This is a genomic window from Ornithinimicrobium carbonis (assembly GCF_977012275.1).
In genome coordinates this window covers 2,824,363-2,843,365 of the sequence record NZ_OZ348993.1, presented here as the reverse complement: position 1 = coordinate 2,843,365, position 19,003 = coordinate 2,824,363, and the positions used below count along the sequence as shown (strand labels likewise).

Here is a 19,003-nt window from a genome sequence, read left to right as displayed (position 1 = left end):
GCACGTCGCGGGCCGGGAGTGTTCGGTCAGTCGGGTTCGGCGCCGGACCGCTCCTTGGAGATCGCCATGACCCAGAACCCAGCGACCAGTGGCCGGGCGGACTGCCGCACACTGGCGGAGTTCGCCGACTACGCGGGCGCCCAGCGCCTTGTCGATCTCCTCTCCGATCGCGGCTTGCCTGTGGAGAACGTTCGCATCGTCGGGACCGGCATGCGGTCGGTGGAACAGGTGACCGGCCGGCAGACGAACGCTCAGGCGGCTCTGCGGGGTGCCGTCGGAGGTGCCTGGTTCGGACTGCTCATCGGTCTGCTGTTCTCGATCTTCGTCATCGGCGGCTGGTTCTGGCTGTGGATGCTCCTCCTCAGCGCCCTGATCGATGCCGTTTTCGGCGCGATTTTCGGGTTCATCGACCACGCGGCGACCGGTGGACGGGCGCGACTTCACCAGCGTGAGCACACTCCGGGCGAACGCCTACCACGTCGAGGTCGCGAGCACGCAGTTCGCGGAGGCGCAGCGAGTCGCGAACCTCGTCTGAGCGGCGCTCCTCCCCGGGACCGGCGATCCTCCCCTGGGTCCTGTGACGCGTCTCTCGCCCCTCGCCGAGCGCCTGTCCCTCTCGTACGAGTCACCGCGGAGCTGCCCTTCCGGGCGCCTTTTGTCGCCCCGCAGCGGGACGTCAGCCCGCCGTTTCCTGAGGGGCTCCGGCGCCGGTGTCCTGTGCTGTCTCGTGGGCGGCGCTCATCTCCGGGCCCGTCATCTGGCCCGGCGGCGGTTCGCCGTCGGTTTCGGTGTCCCGGGTGGTCGCGAAGTGCAGCCGTCCGTCGCTGATGGTGACGGTGACGGTGTCACCCGGGCTCAGGTCGCCGGCCAGGAGGAGGCGGGAGAGCTGGTTGTCGAGCTCGCGCTGGATGGTGCGCCGGAGCGGGCGGGCGCCGAACTCGGGCTGGAAGCCGCGGTTGGCGAGCCAGTCCAGGGCCTTGTCCTGGATGTCGAGGGTGATGTACTGGGCGCGCAGCCGCCGTCGCGTCTGCTCCAGGAGCAGGGTGGTGATCTTGCGCAGCTGGGTGCGGTCCAGGCCGTGGAAGATGATGATCTCGTCGATCCGGTTGAGGAACTCGGGCCGGAAGGACTGGCCGAGCATGTTCATGAGGGTCTCGCGTAGGTCCTCCATGGAGCGGCCGGCCTGGGTGGCCGCCAGGATGCGCTCGGCGCCCACGTTGCTGGTCATGATCACGACCGTGTTCGAGAAGTCCACGGTGCGGCCCTGGGCGTCGGTGAGCCGGCCGGCGTCCAGGAGCTGCAGGAGGGTGTTGAAGACGTCGGGGTGGGCCTTCTCGATCTCGTCGAGCAGCAGCACTGTGTACGGGGTGCGGCGGACGGCCTCGGTCAGCTGGCCGGCCTCCTCATAGCCGACGTACCCCGGAGGGGCGCCCATCAGCCGGGAGACGGTGTGGCGTTCTTGGAACTCGCTCATGTCGAACCGGACCATCCGGGCCTCGTCGCCGAAGAGGGCCTCGGCCAGGGCTCGGGCGAGCTCGGTCTTGCCCACGCCGGTCGGGCCCAGGAAGAGGAACGAGCCGACGGGCCGGTTGGGGTCGGACAGCCCGGCGCGGGCCCGCCGGACCGCCTCGGCGACCGCCTCCACGGCCTCCTGCTGCCCCACCACCCGGGCGTGCAGGGTCTCCTCCAGCCGCAGCAGGCGCTCCTTCTCCTCCTCGGTCAGCTGGGCGACCGGGATGCCGGTCGTGCGCGAGACGACCTCGGCGATGTCCTCGGCGGTGACCTCCGGCACGGGGGCGCGCTGGCTGCGGGCTTCCTCCAGGCGGGTGCGGGCGGCATCCAGCTCGGCCTTGAGGGTGTTTGCCCGTTCGTAGTGCTCGGCCGCGACGGCGGCGTCCTTGTCCCGCTGCAGCCGGGCGGCGTTCTCCTCCAGGTCCCGGACGTCGGGCGGGGCGGTGCGGGCCGCAGCCGGACCCGGGCGCTGGCCTGGTCGATCAGGTCGATCGCCTTGTCGGGCAGGAACCGGTTGGTGATGTACCGGTCGGAGAGCGTGGCTGCGGCCACGGTCGCCTCGTCCGTGATCCGGACCTGGTGGTGCGCCTCGTACCGGTCGCGCAGGCCGCGCAGGATCGCGATCGTGTCCTCCACCGACGGCTCGGGCACCAGGATCGGCTGGAAGCGGCGCTCCAAGGCCGGGTCCTTCTCGATGTGCTTGCGGTACTCATCGACCGTGGTAGCCCCGACGACCTGCAGCTCACCGCGCGCCAGGGCCGGCTTGAGCATGTTGCCGGCGTCCATCGAGCCTTCCGCGGCGCCCGCGCCGACGACCGTGTGGAGCTCGTCGATGAACACGATCACCTCCCGCTCGGCGGCCGTGACCTCATCGATCACGCCCTTGAGGCGCTCCTCGAACTCCCCGCGGTACTTGCTGCCCGCCACCATCCCGGCCAGGTCCAGGGCGATCACCCGCCGGTCCTTGAGGGTGTCCGGGACGTCGCCGTTGACGATCCGCTGGGCCAGGCCCTCGACGATGGCCGTCTTGCCCACCCCCGGGTCCCCGATGAGCACCGGGTTGTTCTTCGTGCGCCGGGACAGCACCTCCAGGGTCTGCTCGACCTCGCTGTCCCGGCCCACGACCGGGTCCAGGCGGCCCTCACGGGCGGCCTCGGTCAGGTCCCGGCCGTACTCGTCCAAGGTCGGGGTGCTCGACTGCGCCCGGCCCGACCGGGCCGGGCCCTCGGCGCCGGCCGGGCTGGTCGGGCGGACCGCGTCGGTGTCCGGCAGCGCCCGGGCCAGCAGCCTCCCAGCCACGGACTCGGTGTTCGCTGCCAGCCCCAGCAGCAGGTGCTCTGGGTTGATCGACGCCGACCCCGCACCCCGCGCCTGCCGGTACGCATCCAGCAGCGCCCGCTTCGCGGCCGGCGTCAGCGACAACCCCTCACCCTGAGGTGCCGGCTCACCGTGCGGAACCGCCTGCTCCAACTGGGAGGCCAACGCGGCGACGTCCACCCCGGCCTGTTCGAGCAACGTCCGGGTCGCAGGCTCCTGGGTCACCGCCCACAGCAGATGCTCGGCGTCGACGTCGCCGTTGCCCCACTGCGCCGCCTGCGCCGCTGCTCGCGAGATCAAAGCGCGCGCCTCCGCCGACAAGGACCGCGACAGGTCCACCCGCTGCATCGACGGCGCCGTGGTCTGGCGGGCGCCGAGCAAGCTGAAGGGGTCCCGTCCGCCGAAGAACTGGTTGATCAGGTCATCGAAGGGGGAGTCGAACCCGAACCCACTGGTCATGGCTACCTCCGAACCGGCCACGAGCGCCGCCGCTTGGCGCCGGCGCCCGCGACGACGTCACTGTGCCTGGCCGGACCCCTCATCAGAACCCTGCTGGCCGCCCTGCTCGATGCTCTTCTGCCCGCCGGAGGCGGTGACCTGGATCTTGTGGGGCTTGGACTCCTCCGCCAGCGGGATGGTCAACGTCAGGACACCGTCGGCGTAGTTGGCCTGGATGCGGTCCACCGCCAAGCCCTGACCCAGCGTGAGCTGGCGAGCGAACGTCCCCGCGGGGCGCTCCCGCACCAGCCACTGGGCCTCGCCCTCCTGCTGCGGGCGCCGCTCGGCGCGCACCGTCAGCGTGCGGTCCTCGACGTCGATGTCGATCGAGCCGGGGTCCACGCCGGGCAGGTCGATCTTGACCACGAACTCCTCTCCGGAGCGGTACAGGTCCAGCGGGATCAGCGCAGCGGACGGGCTCTGACGCAACGCCGAGCCGAGCAGGCGCTCGACCTCACGGAACGGATCGAGAACGGTCATCGCGCTCATCACCTCTCTGTGCTGGTGCCAGGACAGTCCCGGCCGGACATCCGGGGCACCACGACTGCCCCGCAGCGCGCATCTCGACCGGAGCTCGCCGGGTGACGCCCCACTGAGTGGTGTAAGTAGCCGGTGGCCCCTCCGGCCCTTCAGACCGAACCTCGAGCTTCGCGGTTCAGCGCTTATAGACGTGTTCCGTTCAAGGATCCCTACGGAACGTCGGCGCTCCGGACCACTCATCAGGCGCCGGAGTACCGGGGTTCGTCAGCGTGCTGCACCGCCAGCTTGACAGCGCCACGGTGTATTTGCCTGAGGAGGCCGTCGGGTGGTGGTCGCGGCCGTGGCCGGCGACGTCCGTCGTCGTCACGCGGGCAGGCCGAGCCGGTCCCGCAACGTCCCGGCCGTCGGCGTCGTCGGCAGCCGGCCGCGCCGGCGTAGCTCCGGGCTGACGCCGTCGACGAAGTCCTCGACCGAGGATGGGTACAGGGCCGGCATGATGGCGAACCCGTCCGCCGCACACGAGTCCACCAGGTCGCAGAGGTAATCGGCGACGGTGGCGGGTGAGCCGGTGGGCTGTGGCTTGAGCTGGCTCATCGCCTGCCGGAACGCGAGCCCCCGGACCGTCAGGTCCTCGGCCCGGGACGCCCGGATGAGCATCTCCTCGAAGCCGTCGCTGCCCGTCGCGCCCCGGTGCGCCTCGATCAGGGCGACGGCGTCCCCGTCCGGGTCCACCGTGGCCGGGTCGGCGTGGAGGAGCCGGGCGAGGATGGTCAGGACCTCGGTCTCGTCGAGGAAGGACTCCAGCTCCGCGAGCCGGTTGCGCGCGCCGTCGTCCGTGGCGGCGACGACCGGCTGGACGGCGGGCAGGACGAGCATCGCGTCCGGGTCACGGCCCGCCGCGCGCGCCCGCTCGCGCAGGTCGGCGCGGAGGGACCGCATCGTGTCGGGGCTGTCGGCGACGACGAAGACCAGCTCGGCCCAGCGTGCGGCGAAGGTCCGGCCGCGCTCGGAGGCGCCGGCCTGCATGAGGACCGGTCGGCCCTGCGGGCGGCGGGGCAGGGTGATGGGTCCCCGGCTGAGCTGACGGCCGCCCCGGTCGGGCACGCGCGAGACGAGGGCGGGGTCGGCGAAGACGCGGGCGTCGCCGTCGAGCCGGAGCGCGTCCGGCGACCAGGTCGCCCACAGGTCGAGGACGGTGCGGACGACGTCGTCGGCGTGGTCGTAGCGCTCGGCCTTGCCCGGGATCGCCGCCATCCCCATGTTCCGCGCCTCGGCGTCGGTGGTGGAGGTGACGATGTTCCAGGCCGTGCGGCCGCCGGAGAGGTGGTCGAGGCTGAGCATGGTCCGCGCGATGGCGTAGGGCGGGAGGAAGGTCGTCGACATGGTCGCGCCGATCCCCAGGTGGGAGGTGGAGGCGGCGACGACGGAGGCGACCACGACCGGGTCGAGGTAGATCGTCCCCTTGCCGCCGGTGCGGACCGTGGTGGCGTAGCTGCCGGTGCCGTCCTCGGGGATCGCCAGCGCGTCGGGCATGAACATCATGGCGAAGCCGCCGCGCTCGAGGGTGCGGCCGAGGTCGGCGTAGAAGCGCGCGTCGAACCAGTCGGTACGCGCCAGCGGATGACGCCAGTTTCTCGGAGTACTGGCTCGTCGGCGGGTTGACCATCGCGACGAGCGGGATCTCACGCGAAGAGCGCACCGGGGCCCTCCAGGTGACCGAGCCACGCACTGGCCGAGACCACCAGGGCGACGACGGCGCTCACGCCGGCGAACATGAGCCAGTCGGCCGCGGTGACCCGGACCGGCCGCCAGGTGGTGCGCGGGGTCAGGCCCAGGCCCCGGGACTCGAGCGCCTGCGCCATGCGCTCGCCCTTGCGGACCGAGACCACCAGCAGGGTGAAGATCACCCCGGCGAGGTGGTGGGGTCCGCGCGGCGCAACCGCGCCGTCGGTCGCGTCGGGGCGCAGCGGGGCGCGGACCGTATGGGCTGCCCGGATCGTCGCCCACTCGCGCGGCATCTCCTGCAGCATGCGGTAGCCGGCGAGCACGGCGTAGGTGATCCGCGGGCCGAGGCGGGCGTTCTGGTGGAGGCTGGTCATCAGGGCGACGCCGTCGGTGGAGAGCAGGAAGCCGATGGCGAGGATGCCGATGAGCAGCGTCCGGGCGGCGAGCGCCCCGCCGATCTCGAGGCCCTCGACCGTCACGCGCAGCGGACCGCCCTGCCACAGCACCTCCCCGGGCCGGGCCAGGGTGTTGACGATCAGCACGCCGAGCGCGAAGAGCACGAACGGCACGTGCGCGAGCGCCAGGGTGCGGGCCGGGGCGCGCACTGTGGCGGCGACGCCGACCAGCGCGAGCAGGTAGAGGACGGCGGGCGTCACCGGGTCCAGCAGGAATACGGCGACGACCGAGATCGCGAGGAGCAGCGCCAGCTTCACGGTGGGGTTGCGGTGGGCGAGGGGCGAGTCGGCGACCGCCGGCGCGGTCAGGGTGCTCATCCGGCCACCTCCTGCCGAGAGCAGGCTCCCGCGCCAGAAGCAGGTGCTTGGGCGCCTGCTTCTGGCGCAACTCGCTGCTCTCGGCGTCCGACGGCGTCGTCCAGCCGGCGCAGCACCGTGCGCAGGTGGTCGCGGTGGTGCTCGAGGAGCCAGGAGACCAGGGCTGGGAGCCGCAGGCCCGCGCGGGCGAGGGTCTCGCCGTCGCGCAGCACGTCGGCGGTCGGGCCGTCGGCGAGGACGCCGCCCTCGCCCAGCACGACGACACGCGTGGCGAGGGAGGCCACCAGGCGCAGGTCGTGGCTCACCAGCACGACGGCGCCACCGGCGTCGGCGACGTCGCGGAGCGTCTCGGCGGTGGCGATCGCGTCGCGGCGGTCGAGGCCGAGGGTGGGCTCGTCCGCGAGGAGGACCGGCCGGTCGTGGGCGAGCATCGCGGCCAGGCTGACGCGGCGCTTCTCCCCGCCGGATAGCCGGAACGGGTTCTGGTCGGCGAGATGGGTGAGGCGGTGTCGCTCGAGCTGCCGGTCGACGATCGGCTCGCTCCTGTCCGCGGCCAGGCCGTGAGCGATCTCGGCCCGGACCGTGCTTGCGACGAGCTGGTGCTCGGCGTTCTGGAACACCAGGCCGGGGCGCGGCCCGGTCACCGTGCCGGTCCGCGGCCGCAGGAGCCCGGCCAGGGTCAGCAGGAGTGTCGACTTCCCGACGCCGTTCGCGCCGAGCACGGCGACCACCTCGCCGGCCCGGACCGTGAGGTCGATGCCGGTGAGCAGCGGCGGCGGTTCTGGGTCCCGGCGGCGCCGTCGGCCCGTCGACCGGGTGACGGCAAGGCCGCGCGCGGCCAGCACCGGCTCGTCTGCCTCCGCAGCCTGCTCTCGTGAGTCGGCGGCCAGCGAGTCCAGGAACGCGACGTTCTCGCGGTTGCTGAGGCCGCCGTCGGCCCCGGTGAGCGCCCGCAGCTCGGCGTCCAGCGGCAGCCAGCAGCCGGCTGCGTGCAGCCGTGCAGCCTGGTCGCGCAGGACGACGGCGGTGGGGCCGTCGGCCAGCACGGTCCCGGACTCGTCGAGCACGAGCGCCCGGGCGGGCAGCCCGGCCGCCCCGTCGGCCCCCGCCCACTCGTCGAGCCGGTGCTCGACCAGCACCACCGCGGGGCCGTAGCGCTGCACCGCTTGGACGAGGGCACCGCGGACCGCGGCCACGCCGTCGGGGTCGAGCATGGAGGTGGGCTCGTCGAGAAGGAGCACGTCCGGCTCGGTCACCAGGGCGGCCGCGAGCGCCACCCGTTGCGACTCCCCGCCCGAGAGCGCGGCCGTCGCCCGCCGCCGCAGGTGGCCGGCGCCGACCGCGGCGAGGGCATCGCCGATGCGGCGGTCGATCGTCGAGCGGTCGGCCGCGTGGTTCTCCAGCGGCAGGGCAAGCTCCTGCTCCACGTCCGGCAGGCACACCGCCGAGGAGGGGTCCTGCGCCACCACGCCGAGGTACCGGGACCGCTCGACCACGGTGGTCGCCGCCGTCGTCGTCCCGGCGACGGTGACCTCGCCGTCCAGCTCGGCGTGGACCGTGTGCGGGACGACGCCGGTGATCGTGTGCAGCACCGTCGACTTCCCGGACCCGGACGCGCCGAGGATCACCACCTGCTCGCCCGGCGCCAGGCGCAGGGAGACGTCCCGCAGCACCGGGGTGGCGCGGCGCGGGAACCGGACGCTGACGCCGTCGAGCGTGACGACGGGCGGCCCGGGCGGCGTCGTCATCGGTGCGCGGCGCGGCCGATGGCGAAGTTGTCGACGACGCCGGTGCGCGCCAGCGCGTCGACCACCACCTTGGCGAGCAGGCCGCCGAGGACCACGCCGGAGACGCACTGCATGATCAGACGCAACGGGAAGATGTCCTGCCCGTACCAGCCGGAGCGGAAGGCCGAGTAGAAGAACACCAGGAAGGCGCCGAGCAGCCCGGACAGGGCGAAGACGCCCCAGCCGAAGCGGCGGTACCGGGTGAGCGCGAACGGCAGCTCGCTGCCCGCGCCCTGGATCGCGGCGGCGAGGATCAGCAGCGGCCCCACGGGGGAGCCGAGGAAGACGACCTCGATGACGGAGGCGATGACCTCGGCGATGATGCCGGCGAACGGGCGCCGGATGATCGCGATGGCGATCGGCGCGACGATCAGCCACCCGCCGAGCAGGACGTGCTGCGCCAGGTCGCCAGCCGGGCCCATGAGCACGGCCAGGCCGTTCCACGCCTGGACGAGCGCCCAGTAGACGAAGCCGAAGACGACGCCCAGCACGACCATGAGGACGAGGTCCTTCATGGCCCAGCCCTGGCGGGCGCTCGGCGTCCGGCCGGTGCGCGGCGCGCCGGCGCCGACGCTGCCGTCGCCGGTCTTGTCGGTGCTGGTCATCGCTCAGCCCTCTGCCTGGCTCGGCGAGCCGACCGAGATCGTCAGGTGGGTGACGGCGTGCGGGACGTGGGCCCCGACCTGAGCCCACGCGTCGACGGCGGTGGCCAGCACCTCGGACACGTCACCGGTGAGCTTGGTGGCGTAGTGGTTCGGCAACGCCGCCGTCCCGCGATCGTGGGCGGCGGCGATGGCGGACTCGATGTGCGCCATGTGGTCCCCCGCGTCGCTGCCGCCGTCGAGCAGCGGGTACAGCGACCACTGGGCCGCGGCCCGGATGCCGGTCGGCTCCAGCTCGACGGGCGCCGGGCTGGGCAGGCCGGTCACCGACAGGTCGCAGGCGACCTCGCCCGGGCAGCCACGCGAGAAAAGCGCGTGGGCGACGACGTGCCCGCCGCCGGAGCGGCGGTAGGCCGCCGCGATGACCGCGGACAGGTAGGCGGCCAGGCGCTGCTCGGCGGGCCAGTCCTTGGCGCCGACGTAGGTGCTGACCTCGTCGGTCTCACTAACCAGGCCCTTGGTCAGGCCTGCCGCCGCGACGTCGGCGAGCGCGCCCAGGATGACGTCGACGAAGTCGTCGGTGTGGGGATGGATGCTGAACCGCAAGCCGATCCCGAGCTCGGCCGGGGTGGCGCCTGCGGTGGTTCCAGCGGTGGTCGTGGCCGGCCGGCTCGGCCGGGTGGTCGACGTGCTCATCACGGTCCCTCTCTCGGGCCCGAGGGTACCTCGACGAGACCCGCCATCGTCCGACGACGGCGAGTGCCCTGCTCCCTACGCCGGTACGAACCGGATCAGGTGTACGGGTCTGCGGACTTTCCGCACTCTCAGCGCTCTTCCCAGCGCTCCCCGGGGGTCGGTGACAAGACTAGTCAGGCGGCGTTCGGTTGTCCACACGGCGTTCGTCAAGCCCTGTGCGTCAGGATGAGGTGAGACACCACCGCTGATCTGCTACTGACCTCGCACGGGGCGAGAAATGGACACTTTGAGATGACGATGACGGTTGCTGACGTCGGCGCCGATGATGGGGCCATGGCTCCTCGTGCTGACCGTCCCAAGCGGCGCTCGTTCACCGCCGAGTTCAAGGCGGCGATCCTGGCCGAGTACGACGCCGCGGACCGGGAGGAGCGAGTGGCATGCCGCAGTATTGCAGCGGCGGAGCTGAGGATCAGGACTTCGGGCAGCGCCGCCGTATGCACTCATCTGCCGCGGGTCGCGTCAACGTCATTGACCTCCTGAACGATCGGCAGTGGGCCGCCCCACTGAAACTCTGTACTACATCGTCGTTCAGTGACATACTGAGGTAGTGAGTGCAGAGCTTCACTGGGACGTCGAGTCGATGGACTACATCAGCTCCCGTTCCAGTCGCTACGCCGACGCCTTGGACATCGACCCCGACTGGACCCGCGAGCTCCTGGCCGACGCCGACATGGTGGCGTTGGAGCCGGATCCCAAGTCACGCATGGGCGCCTCCAGGTTCATCGGCCGCTCACCCTCTGCCGGCCGCGTCCTGGTTCTCATCGCCTACCGCGATCTCGACGGCGAGCTGCACGGAGTGAATGCCTGGCCGGCCACCGGGGCCGACCTGCAGATCTATCAGGAAGGACTCGACGATGGCCAAGACTGTTGACCCCCAGCTGATCTCCGGGTTGCGCGAGGAGTCCGAGCGGACCAAGGACGACCCCTACCCGGCAGGAACCGAGGGCAAACGCCCGAACCGGTCGCAGGTGTACTCCGTACGGCTGAGCGCCGACGAGCAGGCGCGGGTCCAAAGCGTGGCCGAGGCCAAGCACCTACCTGCGTCTACGCTGGTGCGTTCCTGGATCCTCGAACGGCTAGACCAAGAGAGCGCCTGAAAACGCACTAATCTGCCGCTGGTCGATCCTGTCGTGCAGCCTGCGTGCGAGGGTGGTCACATGGCGCACTTCGATGATCTTCGGGAACGAGCGACCGATGTGGTGGCGCCACGCCAACTATCACCGTCAGCATCGTGTGGAACGGTCGGCGCTGCTCTTGAGACCGTGCAGGGAGAGGTGTTCGTGGGAGTTTGCGTCGATACGGCATCATCACTTGGCTTCTGTGCCGAGCACGCCGCCGCGGCCGCCATGCTTACACACGGCCAGAACGTCGTCGTTCGCATGGTTGCTGTCGGCGCCGACCACAAGGTACTCGCACCGTGCGGTCGGTGCCGCGAGTTCATCCTTCAACTGTCACCGCACAACTTCGACGCGGAGGTGCTGGTCAACCAGACAGAGGTCGTGCGTCTCGGCGACCTGATGCCCTACCGCTGGCCCGTGGACTGAACACGCGCTACTGCAGCTGGTCACCCCGCCGCGCTTAGTCAGGGCGCGCTGCCTCGAATACCATCAGGGCTTCGGCGCCGCCGAACGGCGTCTGTGCCCAATCGCGCCACACATTGACGGTGACGAGACCGGCGGCGAGCAGGTCGGCCTCGATCTGCTCGCGGCTGCGGAACTGGAGTGGCTGCGCCACGTCGAGGGCATCACCAGTATCGACGAACTCGTTGTGGCAGCACATGACAACGACGCCATCCTCGTCCGGTGGTTGCGTGGTGAGGGACTCCCGGAGCAACCCAACGGGTGTCTCTCGCTCGGCGACCGGGTCGTTCCAGGTCTCCCAGGCGCGCACTGCAGGATTGCGTGCTTCGAACACCAGGCGCCCATCGGGCCTCAGACCGCGCGCGATCGCGGCCAGCGTTGTGTGCCAGTCGTCGCCGATGATGTGCATGGCGACATTCCCGCTCATGATGACCAGGTCGGCCGTGTCAGGCGCGATCGCGTCCCCCGTGCCCAGTACCCAGTTCACAGCTTCACCCCCGGGCCGGGCAGCCGCCCGCTCGAGCATCGCTGCCGCGGGGTCGATACCCGTCACGGTCCGACCCGGTTCGGCCAAGGTCACGGTGAGCAGGCCAGTGCCGCAGCCGAGATCGACAATGTGCTCGGCGCCGAGGTTCTCCGCGAACCGTCGGAAGAAGTCGTGGTCGGGGCCAGCGGGATTGTCGAGGTCGTACAGCACTGCCAGGCGTGGATCGTCGTAGGTCACGCAGTTCCTTTCGCGAGTGGAAGATGCCAGTGTGCAAGGCGAGGAGGGGCAACCGCATTCTGCACTCACTCACTTGCCGCTGCGGGCGCGTCGTGCGACGGTGCCGCGTCGTGCCTTGGTTGGAGCGGGATGCAAGGATGGAACTCATGCGGACGCCTCCGCCCCGCTTCGAGGTCGTCACGCCGGCCATGGAGCACGTCGATGGCCTGGCCCACGTTCACGTGCAAGGTTGGCGTGACGCCTACGGAATGGTGCTGCCCGAGTCCTTCTACGACGACACCGCACTGGAACGCCGTCGCAATTCCTGGGCGGCACTTCTGAGCACCCTAGGTGCAAATCAAACTGTCCGCGCAGCAGTGGCCGACGGTCACGTGATTGGGTTCAGCTTCGCCGGACCCGCCCAGGACGAGAACCTCGCACGGGACCAGGAGCTGTACTCCCTGTACGTTCTCTCCGACTGGTACGGCACCGGCGTCGCGACCGCACTCCTGGAGGGCTCCCTGCGCGAGCAACCTGCCCAACTGTGGGTCGCTCAGCAGAACGCCAGAGCCATCGCGTTCTACCGCAAGCATGGATTCGATCTCGATGGAACCGAGAAGATTGAAACCAGGCTGCACGATCTCGTTGAGGTGCGCATGGTCAGGTGAGCGACGCACTCAACTGCCGCGATGACATCGGCATGGTTGCCCTGCGGGGAGTGAAGCGCGGCTACGGTGACGGGCGTGGAGATCTTCCGGCCAGCGCACCCGACCGGCACGGGTGTACTCGTCCTGGCCGGGTCGAGCGGCCGGGTCGACACCCAGCGGGCCATGCTGCTGGCAGAGCATGGGGCGCTCGCGCTCCCTCTGCAGTGGTTCGGCGGACCTGGTCAACCCTCCGGGCCATGGGAGGTCCCCATCGAGACCTTCACCTCGGCGCTGGACCACCTCGCGAAGGAAGCTGACTCGCTCGCGATCGTCGGGGTCTCCTTCGGGGCCGAGGCAGCCCTGACCACCGCATCCCTCGACCCGCGCGTACGCGCCGTGGCCGCCTTCGCCCCCTCGCACGTGATCTGGGCTGGCTATGACGAGAACCAACAACGGTGGACCTCCCACTGGAGCTGGCAGGGACGCTGCCTGCCCTTCGTCCCCATCCAACGACCATCCACTCCCGAACTTGACCAGGGGCCGCCCAGCTACCTGCCTGTGTACCGGGCGTCCCTGAGTGCGGTATCCGCGGAAGTGCTCGAACAGGCGACCATCCGCGTCGAGAACATCCCCGAGTTGCTCCTGATCAGCGGCGGCGATGACCAGGTCTGGCCCTCCGTCGACTTCGCGCGCGCCATCAGTAGCCGGCGCGCGTCCCACGGTCTCGACACCGCCCATGTGCACGTGCCTGAGGCCGGACACCGCACTGTTCTCCCCGGGGAACGTGCACCTGACGGCGGGCGAGCTATGGCCCGCGGAGGCACCACCGAGGCCGATTCGGCGCTCGGCCGACTGGCCTGGCCCCACCTCTTGACAATTCTCCGGCTCCACTGAAGTGTCGACGAAAATGCATCCGGAGATGCCGCCTTGAGCACGCTGGCGTGCGGTGCGCTAGGGACTGCTGGGTGTCGCGGTCCTGATGGACAGGCCCAGCCGCTCCCAGCGGATTGGGTGCGGTCACCGGTGGTTGCTCGACAAGAAGTTCTCGACACTTGCGTGGAAGTCGGGGTGGTCTTGGACTCGGTGGCCCTGGCCGTCGAGGACCGCCGCGGACGCACCCGCCTGTGCCAGGACCGTGGCGATGGCTTCGTACTCGTCGTTCCAGCCACCAGTGAGGACAAGCGTCGGCACGGAACGCACGAAGGCTGGGTCGATCTGGTGGCCCCACGGCGCCTCCAAGCTCGCGAACCGTGCCGCGATCTCTTGGTCTTCGGTCCAGGCGTCGCTCGTGGCGGTCTGGCCGAACATCATCGGCTTGACGATCTGCCAGTAGCCGAACAGATCTCCCTCCTTGGCCTTGTCGCGTGCACGGGTCATCGCTTCGATATGCGCCTCAATGGCTGCGTTCCCACGTGCGACGTCGTAAAGCGCCGGCTCCACGAGCACAAGGTGCGAGGGAGACAGATTGTGGCCGCGCATGGCCAGCACGGATATCACCGCGCCAAGGGAGTGAGCGACCACGGCGTACGGACCAGCGGGTGCCTGTTGTCCCACCATGGCTGCCTTCTCGGCGGCGCTGCGCACCGATCCATGGTCGGCGAAGACCGCCGTCTCAGCCGCCTGCGCAAGCCATGCCTGCTCGCCGGAGCGACCCGCTCCGTGCACGTAGTACCTCACTGAAGGGACAGTAGACGAGTCATTCGTCAGCGACCCAGGCGCTCCCTTTATTGCCGCGATCACGGCTATGCTTCCGCGCCGCCCGCGAGTCGGAGCTCCTGCATGATGCTGGAGCGGTCGGCCCGGGTGGCGCGTTTGAACGACATGTCCATCACCATCTCTGACTGGTGTTCATCCCAGCCATATCTCTCCTGGAGAGCGTGAACGGCGGCTCGTCGATCCTCCGCTTCCACGATGACTGCAAGGAACGCGTGGGGATCAGCGAGTGCCTGAGCGACTGCGCGCAGCAGGTGCGGATCGGACATGCCTCAGCCTCGCTTCAACAGCTGCAGTGTGTCTAGTCGCGCAGCGCGAGGCCGGCCGGGAGCGGCACCCGAATCCATCCGGTATTGCCGCTGTGAACGCGTAGCGTCCGACCATGCCGCTGTGAACGCGTAGCGTCCGACCATGCCGCTGTGAACGCGTAGCGTCCGACCATGCCGCTGTGAACGCGTAGCGTCCGACCATGCCGCTGTGAACGCGTAGCGTCCGACCATGCCGCTGTGAACGCGTAGCGTCCGACCATGCCGCTGTGAACGCGTAGCGTCCGACCATGCCGCTGTGAACGCGTAGCGTCCGACCATGCCGCTGTGAACGCGTAGCGTCCGACCATGCCGCTGTGAACGCGTAGCGTCCGACCATGCCGCTGTGAACGCGTAGCGTCCGACCATGAGCGTGAGGCGTTGTACGTCAAGAGGGGGCCGGTGCCCTGTGCCCGTCGTCGTCCCTGCATAGGTGATGGAGCTTGGTGGCTCTGCAGCGTGTGATCGGGTTTGGTGACGACGGGCCGGGGGCGGCCCATGATGTGCGACGAGATACCTAGGGGTTCTCAATGCCGCGGAGGGCTCGCCCCGGCCCTGCTGGTGACGCGCGACGCCTGATGCGAGGTCGCGTTGGGGTCAGGCGGCCACGAGCGGTTCCTGGGCGCGGGCGTGGCCGGTGGCGATGGCGGGGTCCCAGGCCTGGCGGTGGACGACGACGGCGTGCAGCTGGCGCAGGATCGCTGCGGCGATCACGGTCTGGGCCTGGGTCGCCTTGAGTCTGTTGGTCTCCCGGGTGGTCAGGTGTCGGTAGCGGGCGGCGTAGACCTTGTTCGTCTGCAGGCAGCCCCACACCGCTCGCCAGGCGGCGGTGCGTAGCTCGGGCCGCCCGGCGCCGCTGAGGCGGGCCTTGCCGGTGAAGGTGCCCGACATCCGCTCCCGTGGTGCCAGGCCGGCGTGCTTGACCACGGCGCGGGCGGAGGTGAACCGCCTCAGGTCTCCGGTGTGGGCCAGGATCGCGGCCGCGCCGACCGGGGACAGGCCGGGGATGGTGGTGACCAAGGCGGTGAGCTCGAGCTCGTCGAGGACGGCGGTCATCTGGGCCTCGATGTCGCCCTGCTGGGTGCGGGCCCGGTCCCAGTCGTCGAGCACCCAGGCGATGCGTTCGAACGCGCCGGCACGGTGGGTGTGCACGCCGGCGGGGTCGGACAGGGCGGTGAACAGGTTGCGCACGATCCGCAGGCAGGGGCGCGTCTTGCCCCTCCTGGTCACCTCGACCCGGACCATCCGTTCGAACCGGGCCGCGCCCAGGCGGCGGGTCCGCTCCAGGTCCCCGCCGTCACGGGCGGTGATAACCACCAGGGCGGCGACCCACGTGGTCGACCGGAACGGGTAGGCCGCCGTGGCCAGGGCCGCGGGCCAGACGCACTCGAGCAGGTCGCGCAGCCGGTGGACCGAGGAGCCGTGGATCTCCAGCAGCTCATCGCGTCGATTCCCCAGGTGACGCAGCCGGCCCCAGGTCTCATCAGCCGGCTCGGGAAGGTAGCAGCGCAACTGGGCGGTCATCCGCGCGATCAGCACGGCGTCCTTGTCGTCGGTCTTGTCGAACGTCAGGTCTTCGGACTTGCGGGCCCAGGCAGACATCGTCGGTTGCACGCACACGAAGCTCATCCCACGGTCGGCCGCGAGCTGGCCCAGGATCCGCCACCGGTGCCCGGTCGGCTCGCAGGCGAGCGTGACCCCGGCGAACCCGTGCCGGGCGGCGTGGGCGGCGGCCCAGTCCAGCGCCGAGCCCAGGTCCCAGGCCTTGCACCGGAAGGTGCGCCGGGCCAGCACCCGGGAGTCGTGGTCGCACACCACGACCATCTGCTTGACGTCGGCCAGGTCGATCCCGACGATCGCGTTCGAGGTCGGCACCGCAGCACGCAGCCGAGCCAGCCGTGCGTTCCTGTTCCGGTCACCACGCGAAACACCACTACCGCTACTCATGACGTCCTCCTGACAGCGATGGGAAACCAAGCCCGACAAGCGCATCAGGAGGACGTCAACACGTCCAGACCCCAGCGCTTAACGTCTTCCTATGCCGCTGTCCTGGCGGCCGTCCGACAGGCCGCAGGGGCGTGGTCGCAGGTATTGCCCATGGGCGTGTTGACGTGGAGTGACGTTGCGCCCAACGGGTGATGCGCCGCCCAGCGCTGGTGAACGATGGCTACGCGGCGACCTTGCACGTGTGCACAGGAACGACTGGTCCACGAGCTGCAGGGGCCAGCGTGCGCCATCCCGACCACGCCTCGCTGTCCCGGGCATTCCGTCGATCTGCGTTGCATCTGTCACGACTTCGTCTTGTGTCCATACGTTGAGGGTGATAGGCAATCTTCTATGTCAACGACCCGCCGGCGGCTCCGGAACGAGCCAGGCCTCATCTCCTTCGTCGTCGTGATCCTCTACAGCGTCTTCGTCTGGACGTGGTGGCCGGCCGATGTGCTGATCGGGCGCATCTCCCTGGTCATCCCGTTGATGTCCCTGGGCGTGGCGCTGTGGGTGGTGCTGTCCTTCGTGTTCGTCTTCTGGGTGGAGCGGCTCGAGTCGCAGGAGTCTGTGCGATGAGGGTCACCGAGTCGGTCCTGGTCGGCCTCTACCTGGTCGGTATGACGGTTGTCGGTATCTACTTCTACAAGCGGGCGCGCAGCTCTGAGGACGACTACTTCACGGCCGGTCGCAGCATCGGGACCTTCGTCGGCGCCTTCGCCATCTTCGCTGCGATCGCCAGCTCCAGCTCGCTCATGGGTGCCGTCGGCGGAGGCGTGGCGCTCGGGCTGCCCTACTTCGTCACGTACGCCTTCGGCGTTGTCGGGGCGCTGCCGCTGGTGATCTTTCTGGTCGCCGGGCAGCTGAGCAAGTCCGGTGTCCGCACCGTGCCGGACTTCTTCCGGCAGCGGTTCGGCGTCAGCGTGCAGATCGTGGCGGCCGTCATCGTGGTCCTGGCCATGACCTTCTACCTCGTGCCACAGCTGACGGCCGCGGGCCTCATCGGGTCCTACGTGCTGGGCATCAACTACGGCACCGCCGTGGTCGTCCTCGGGCTGGGATTCACCTTGTACGCCGCCCTCGGCGGGATGTGGGCCATCACCTACACCGACCTCGTGCAGGGCATGATCATGCTGGTCGGCATCGTGGTGCTCGCCGGGGCGATCCTGTTCTCCCGCGGCTGGGACTTCGCCGGTCTGCTGGACGAGGCCTTGACGGTCGACCCCGCCTTCGGTGAGGTCACCCAACCCTGGATGTCCTACTTCGGGATCTTCATCGCCTTCATCTGGTTCGGCATCATCTCCCCCTCGGTGGTGATGCGAAACTTCGCCTCCCGCAGCCCGTTCGTGGCCCGACGCTCCTCCATGTGGGCAACCCTCATCTATGCCGTGCTGTTCGCCGCCGGTGCCGTGGTCGCGACCGCCGGGGCTGCCATGGGCAGGATCGACGAGCTGGACAACCGCGACTTCATCTTCATCCTGGCCATCGAGCAGTACCTCCCGAGCATCCTGGCCGGCATCATCCTGGCCGGCCTCCTCGCTGCGATCATGTCCTCGGCCGATGCCATGCTGCTGGCAATATCCGCTGGTGTTGCGCACGATCTCTACAAGGGGGTCATCAACAGGCAGGCGGCGGAGCGTCTAGTCACCGGTGTGGGCCTTGCCGTCATGTTCCTGGCCGTGGGCCTGGGCATCGTCTTCGCCCTGGACCCGCCGGGGCTGATCGCCGTCATGGTGGGATGGGTCGGCGGGTTCCTGCTGTCCAGCTTCGGGGCCCCCCTGGTCCTGGGCATCTGGTGGCGCGGGGCCACGACCGCGGGAGCCCTGGCCGGCATGGTCGGAGGGGCTGCGACCTTCGTGGTGCTGATGATCGGCGGCTGGTTCCCCACCAACGCCGAGCCCATCATCGCCACCCCGTTGAGCCTGGCACTCGTCATCGTCGTGAGCCTGGTGACCGGTCCGACGACGCCGCGGCAGCAGGACCTGGTGGCCCGGTACCACGCCGCCGAGCCCGAGACCGTCGGACGGTGAGCAGGTCTCGGTGACCGCTGCGCTGACGGTCGTCGGCGACGACATCCTGACCGAGGAGGCGGCTCGCGCCGGCGTGCGCCGCCGCGTCCGCCGCAGCCTGACGCAGACGGCCGGGCAGCTGCTCCTGCACCCGATCTGGGTGGCGCGGGTCGAGGTGATCGCCGACCGCCCTCCTTTCGCGCCCCTGGTCCGACGCAGGTTGGTGTTCGTGGACGGGGTCTCGGAGTATCGCGGCCTGCTCGAGGCGGTCCCCCCGGTCCGTCAGGTTGCGGTCCAGGAGGAGGCGTGGGGCAGCCACGCCGGCCGGGCCGGGGAGTACCGGGCCCGGATGGACGGCGAGCTGGTGGCTGTGCACCGCACCGTCGTCGACCGGGACCGCGCGGTAGAGCTGGTGCAGGACGTGCAGGTCCGGCAGATCAACCGCTCCTACGCCCTGAGGAAGCCCCGCCACCGCATCCTGGACGTCGTCATCCAGCACCTGCCCCTGTGGCGCTTCCAGACGCGGACCGGGCACGTGGCCACCGTCAACGCGGTCACGGGCGCGGACGAGTCGTACCTTGCCTCGCGCTGGTGACGCTCCACCGTGCAC

The 19,003-nt window shown here is 70.1% G+C and carries 20 protein-coding genes, 1 pseudogene and 1 riboswitch; of the genes and pseudogenes, 10 read left to right on the top strand and 11 right to left on the bottom strand.

The features are described 5' to 3' along the window. The first annotated feature begins 66 nt into the window (after nt 1-66). On the top strand, nt 67-828 hold the full coding sequence (locus ACWHYA_RS13020; protein WP_448095646.1) for a general stress protein: 762 nt from the start codon (nt 67-69) through the stop codon (nt 826-828). Here ACWHYA_RS13020 and ACWHYA_RS13015 read toward each other — a convergent pair. The 7 genes and pseudogenes from ACWHYA_RS13015 to ACWHYA_RS12985 all read right to left on the bottom strand — a co-directional run. Continuing rightward, nucleotides 794-3,288 (bottom strand): annotated as a pseudogene (locus tag ACWHYA_RS13015) (ATP-dependent Clp protease ATP-binding subunit); the annotation flags it as partial. The gene ACWHYA_RS13020 and the pseudogene ACWHYA_RS13015 sit on opposite strands and share 35 nt — an antisense overlap. Before the next feature lie 57 nt (nt 3,289-3,345). After that, nucleotides 3,346-3,816 (bottom strand): Hsp20/alpha crystallin family protein, encoded by a 471-nt coding sequence (locus ACWHYA_RS13010; protein WP_425943964.1) that lies wholly within the window; start codon nt 3,814-3,816, stop codon nt 3,346-3,348. A 354-nt stretch (nt 3,817-4,170) separates the two neighbouring features. Continuing rightward, complete coding sequence (locus ACWHYA_RS13005) at nt 4,171-5,493, bottom strand: NtaA/DmoA family FMN-dependent monooxygenase (protein ID WP_425943962.1); 1,323 nt, start codon at nt 5,491-5,493, stop codon at nt 4,171-4,173. Further along, on the bottom strand, nt 5,490-6,305 hold the full coding sequence (locus ACWHYA_RS13000) for an energy-coupling factor transporter transmembrane component T family protein (protein ID WP_425943960.1): 816 nt from the start codon (nt 6,303-6,305) through the stop codon (nt 5,490-5,492). The genes ACWHYA_RS13005 and ACWHYA_RS13000 overlap by 4 nt, the downstream gene beginning before the upstream one ends. Beyond that, entirely contained in the window at nt 6,302-8,053 is a 1,752-nt protein-coding gene (locus ACWHYA_RS12995; RefSeq protein WP_425943958.1) for an ABC transporter ATP-binding protein, read from the bottom strand. Before ACWHYA_RS12995 ends, ACWHYA_RS13000 begins: the two co-directional genes overlap by 4 nt. Then, entirely contained in the window at nt 8,050-8,697 is a 648-nt protein-coding gene (locus ACWHYA_RS12990; protein ID WP_425943956.1) for an ECF transporter S component, read from the bottom strand. The genes ACWHYA_RS12995 and ACWHYA_RS12990 overlap by 4 nt, the downstream gene beginning before the upstream one ends. Before the next feature lie 3 nt (nt 8,698-8,700). Further along, nucleotides 8,701-9,390: a YkoF family thiamine/hydroxymethylpyrimidine-binding protein gene (locus ACWHYA_RS12985; protein WP_425943954.1), complete on the bottom strand. Its 690-nt coding sequence runs from the start codon at nt 9,388-9,390 to the stop codon at nt 8,701-8,703. A 53-nt stretch (nt 9,391-9,443) separates the two neighbouring features. After that, a riboswitch (TPP riboswitch) is annotated at nt 9,444-9,553 on the bottom strand. A gap of 128 nt (nt 9,554-9,681) precedes the next feature. Here ACWHYA_RS12985 and ACWHYA_RS12980 point away from each other — a divergent pair. The 4 genes from ACWHYA_RS12980 to ACWHYA_RS12965 all read left to right on the top strand — a co-directional run bounded on the left by ACWHYA_RS12980 (nt 9,682) and on the right by ACWHYA_RS12965 (nt 10,994). After that, nucleotides 9,682-9,930, top strand: a complete 249-nt coding sequence (locus ACWHYA_RS12980; RefSeq protein ID WP_425943952.1) for a hypothetical protein — start codon at nt 9,682-9,684, stop codon at nt 9,928-9,930. 67 nt (nt 9,931-9,997) lie between these two features. Continuing rightward, on the top strand, nt 9,998-10,321 hold the full coding sequence (locus tag ACWHYA_RS12975; RefSeq protein WP_425943950.1) for a hypothetical protein: 324 nt from the start codon (nt 9,998-10,000) through the stop codon (nt 10,319-10,321). Continuing rightward, complete coding sequence (locus tag ACWHYA_RS12970; RefSeq protein ID WP_425943948.1) at nt 10,305-10,547, top strand: DUF6290 family protein; 243 nt, start codon at nt 10,305-10,307, stop codon at nt 10,545-10,547. Before ACWHYA_RS12975 ends, ACWHYA_RS12970 begins: the two co-directional genes overlap by 17 nt. A gap of 60 nt (nt 10,548-10,607) precedes the next feature. Continuing rightward, complete coding sequence (locus tag ACWHYA_RS12965) at nt 10,608-10,994, top strand: cytidine deaminase family protein (RefSeq protein WP_425943946.1); 387 nt, start codon at nt 10,608-10,610, stop codon at nt 10,992-10,994. A gap of 34 nt (nt 10,995-11,028) precedes the next feature. On the opposite strand, the gene ACWHYA_RS12960 is transcribed toward ACWHYA_RS12965, so the two are convergent. Continuing rightward, nucleotides 11,029-11,754 carry a class I SAM-dependent methyltransferase gene (locus ACWHYA_RS12960; protein WP_425943944.1) on the bottom strand — a complete coding sequence of 242 codons (726 nt, stop codon included), beginning with the start codon at nt 11,752-11,754 and terminating at the stop codon, nt 11,029-11,031. A 137-nt stretch (nt 11,755-11,891) separates the two neighbouring features. Between ACWHYA_RS12960 and ACWHYA_RS12955 the strand changes: the two genes are divergently transcribed. Continuing rightward, nucleotides 11,892-12,401: a GNAT family N-acetyltransferase gene (locus ACWHYA_RS12955; RefSeq protein WP_425943942.1), complete on the top strand. Its 510-nt coding sequence runs from the start codon at nt 11,892-11,894 to the stop codon at nt 12,399-12,401. Nucleotides 12,402-12,476: 75 nt separating this feature from the next. Continuing rightward, complete coding sequence (locus tag ACWHYA_RS12950; protein WP_425943940.1) at nt 12,477-13,274, top strand: acyl-CoA thioester hydrolase/BAAT C-terminal domain-containing protein; 798 nt, start codon at nt 12,477-12,479, stop codon at nt 13,272-13,274. Between the two features lie 123 nt (nt 13,275-13,397). On the opposite strand, the gene ACWHYA_RS12945 is transcribed toward ACWHYA_RS12950, so the two are convergent. From ACWHYA_RS12945 to ACWHYA_RS12935, 3 genes are all read right to left on the bottom strand, one after another. Beyond that, nucleotides 13,398-14,057 carry an alpha/beta hydrolase gene (locus ACWHYA_RS12945; RefSeq protein WP_425943938.1) on the bottom strand — a complete coding sequence of 220 codons (660 nt, stop codon included), beginning with the start codon at nt 14,055-14,057 and terminating at the stop codon, nt 13,398-13,400. Nucleotides 14,058-14,122: 65 nt separating this feature from the next. Beyond that, complete coding sequence (locus tag ACWHYA_RS12940) at nt 14,123-14,362, bottom strand: hypothetical protein (RefSeq protein ID WP_425943936.1); 240 nt, start codon at nt 14,360-14,362, stop codon at nt 14,123-14,125. A gap of 633 nt (nt 14,363-14,995) precedes the next feature. Beyond that, entirely contained in the window at nt 14,996-16,273 is a 1,278-nt protein-coding gene (locus ACWHYA_RS12935) for an IS110 family transposase (protein WP_425943934.1), read from the bottom strand. A gap of 462 nt (nt 16,274-16,735) precedes the next feature. Here ACWHYA_RS12935 and ACWHYA_RS12930 point away from each other — a divergent pair, with 462 nt between their 5' ends. Genes ACWHYA_RS12930 through ACWHYA_RS12920 form a run of 3 tightly spaced genes read left to right on the top strand, consistent with a single transcriptional unit; the run spans nt 16,736 to nt 18,988 of the window. Beyond that, a complete protein-coding gene (locus tag ACWHYA_RS12930) occupies nt 16,736-16,963 on the top strand; it encodes a hypothetical protein (RefSeq protein WP_425943932.1) in 228 nt (75 codons plus the stop codon). After that, nucleotides 16,960-18,414 (top strand): sodium:solute symporter family protein, encoded by a 1,455-nt coding sequence (locus ACWHYA_RS12925; protein WP_425943930.1) that lies wholly within the window; start codon nt 16,960-16,962, stop codon nt 18,412-18,414. The genes ACWHYA_RS12930 and ACWHYA_RS12925 overlap by 4 nt, the downstream gene beginning before the upstream one ends. Nucleotides 18,415-18,424: 10 nt before the next feature. Beyond that, entirely contained in the window at nt 18,425-18,988 is a 564-nt protein-coding gene (locus tag ACWHYA_RS12920) for a hypothetical protein (RefSeq protein ID WP_425943929.1), read from the top strand. Nucleotides 18,989-19,003 lie beyond the last annotated feature (15 nt).

Coding starts and splice junctions, on each gene's coding strand:
- ACWHYA_RS12940 (WP_425943936.1), bottom strand. CDS start 14,362: ATGTCCGATCCGCACCTGCTGCGCGCAGTCGCTCAGGCACTCGCTGAT.
- ACWHYA_RS12995 (WP_425943958.1), bottom strand. CDS start 8,053: ATGACGACGCCGCCCGGGCCGCCCGTCGTCACGCTCGACGGCGTCAGC.
- ACWHYA_RS12955 (WP_425943942.1), top strand. CDS start 11,892: ATGGAACTCATGCGGACGCCTCCGCCCCGCTTCGAGGTCGTCACGCCG.
- ACWHYA_RS13020 (WP_448095646.1), top strand. CDS start 67: ATGACCCAGAACCCAGCGACCAGTGGCCGGGCGGACTGCCGCACACTG.
- ACWHYA_RS12990 (WP_425943956.1), bottom strand. CDS start 8,697: ATGACCAGCACCGACAAGACCGGCGACGGCAGCGTCGGCGCCGGCGCG.
- ACWHYA_RS12925 (WP_425943930.1), top strand. CDS start 16,960: ATGAGGGTCACCGAGTCGGTCCTGGTCGGCCTCTACCTGGTCGGTATG.
- ACWHYA_RS12980 (WP_425943952.1), top strand. CDS start 9,682: ATGACGATGACGGTTGCTGACGTCGGCGCCGATGATGGGGCCATGGCT.
- ACWHYA_RS12985 (WP_425943954.1), bottom strand. CDS start 9,390: ATGAGCACGTCGACCACCCGGCCGAGCCGGCCGGCCACGACCACCGCT.
- ACWHYA_RS12930 (WP_425943932.1), top strand. CDS start 16,736: ATGTCAACGACCCGCCGGCGGCTCCGGAACGAGCCAGGCCTCATCTCC.
- ACWHYA_RS12970 (WP_425943948.1), top strand. CDS start 10,305: ATGGCCAAGACTGTTGACCCCCAGCTGATCTCCGGGTTGCGCGAGGAG.
- ACWHYA_RS13010 (WP_425943964.1), bottom strand. CDS start 3,816: ATGAGCGCGATGACCGTTCTCGATCCGTTCCGTGAGGTCGAGCGCCTG.
- ACWHYA_RS13000 (WP_425943960.1), bottom strand. CDS start 6,305: ATGAGCACCCTGACCGCGCCGGCGGTCGCCGACTCGCCCCTCGCCCAC.
- ACWHYA_RS12965 (WP_425943946.1), top strand. CDS start 10,608: ATGGCGCACTTCGATGATCTTCGGGAACGAGCGACCGATGTGGTGGCG.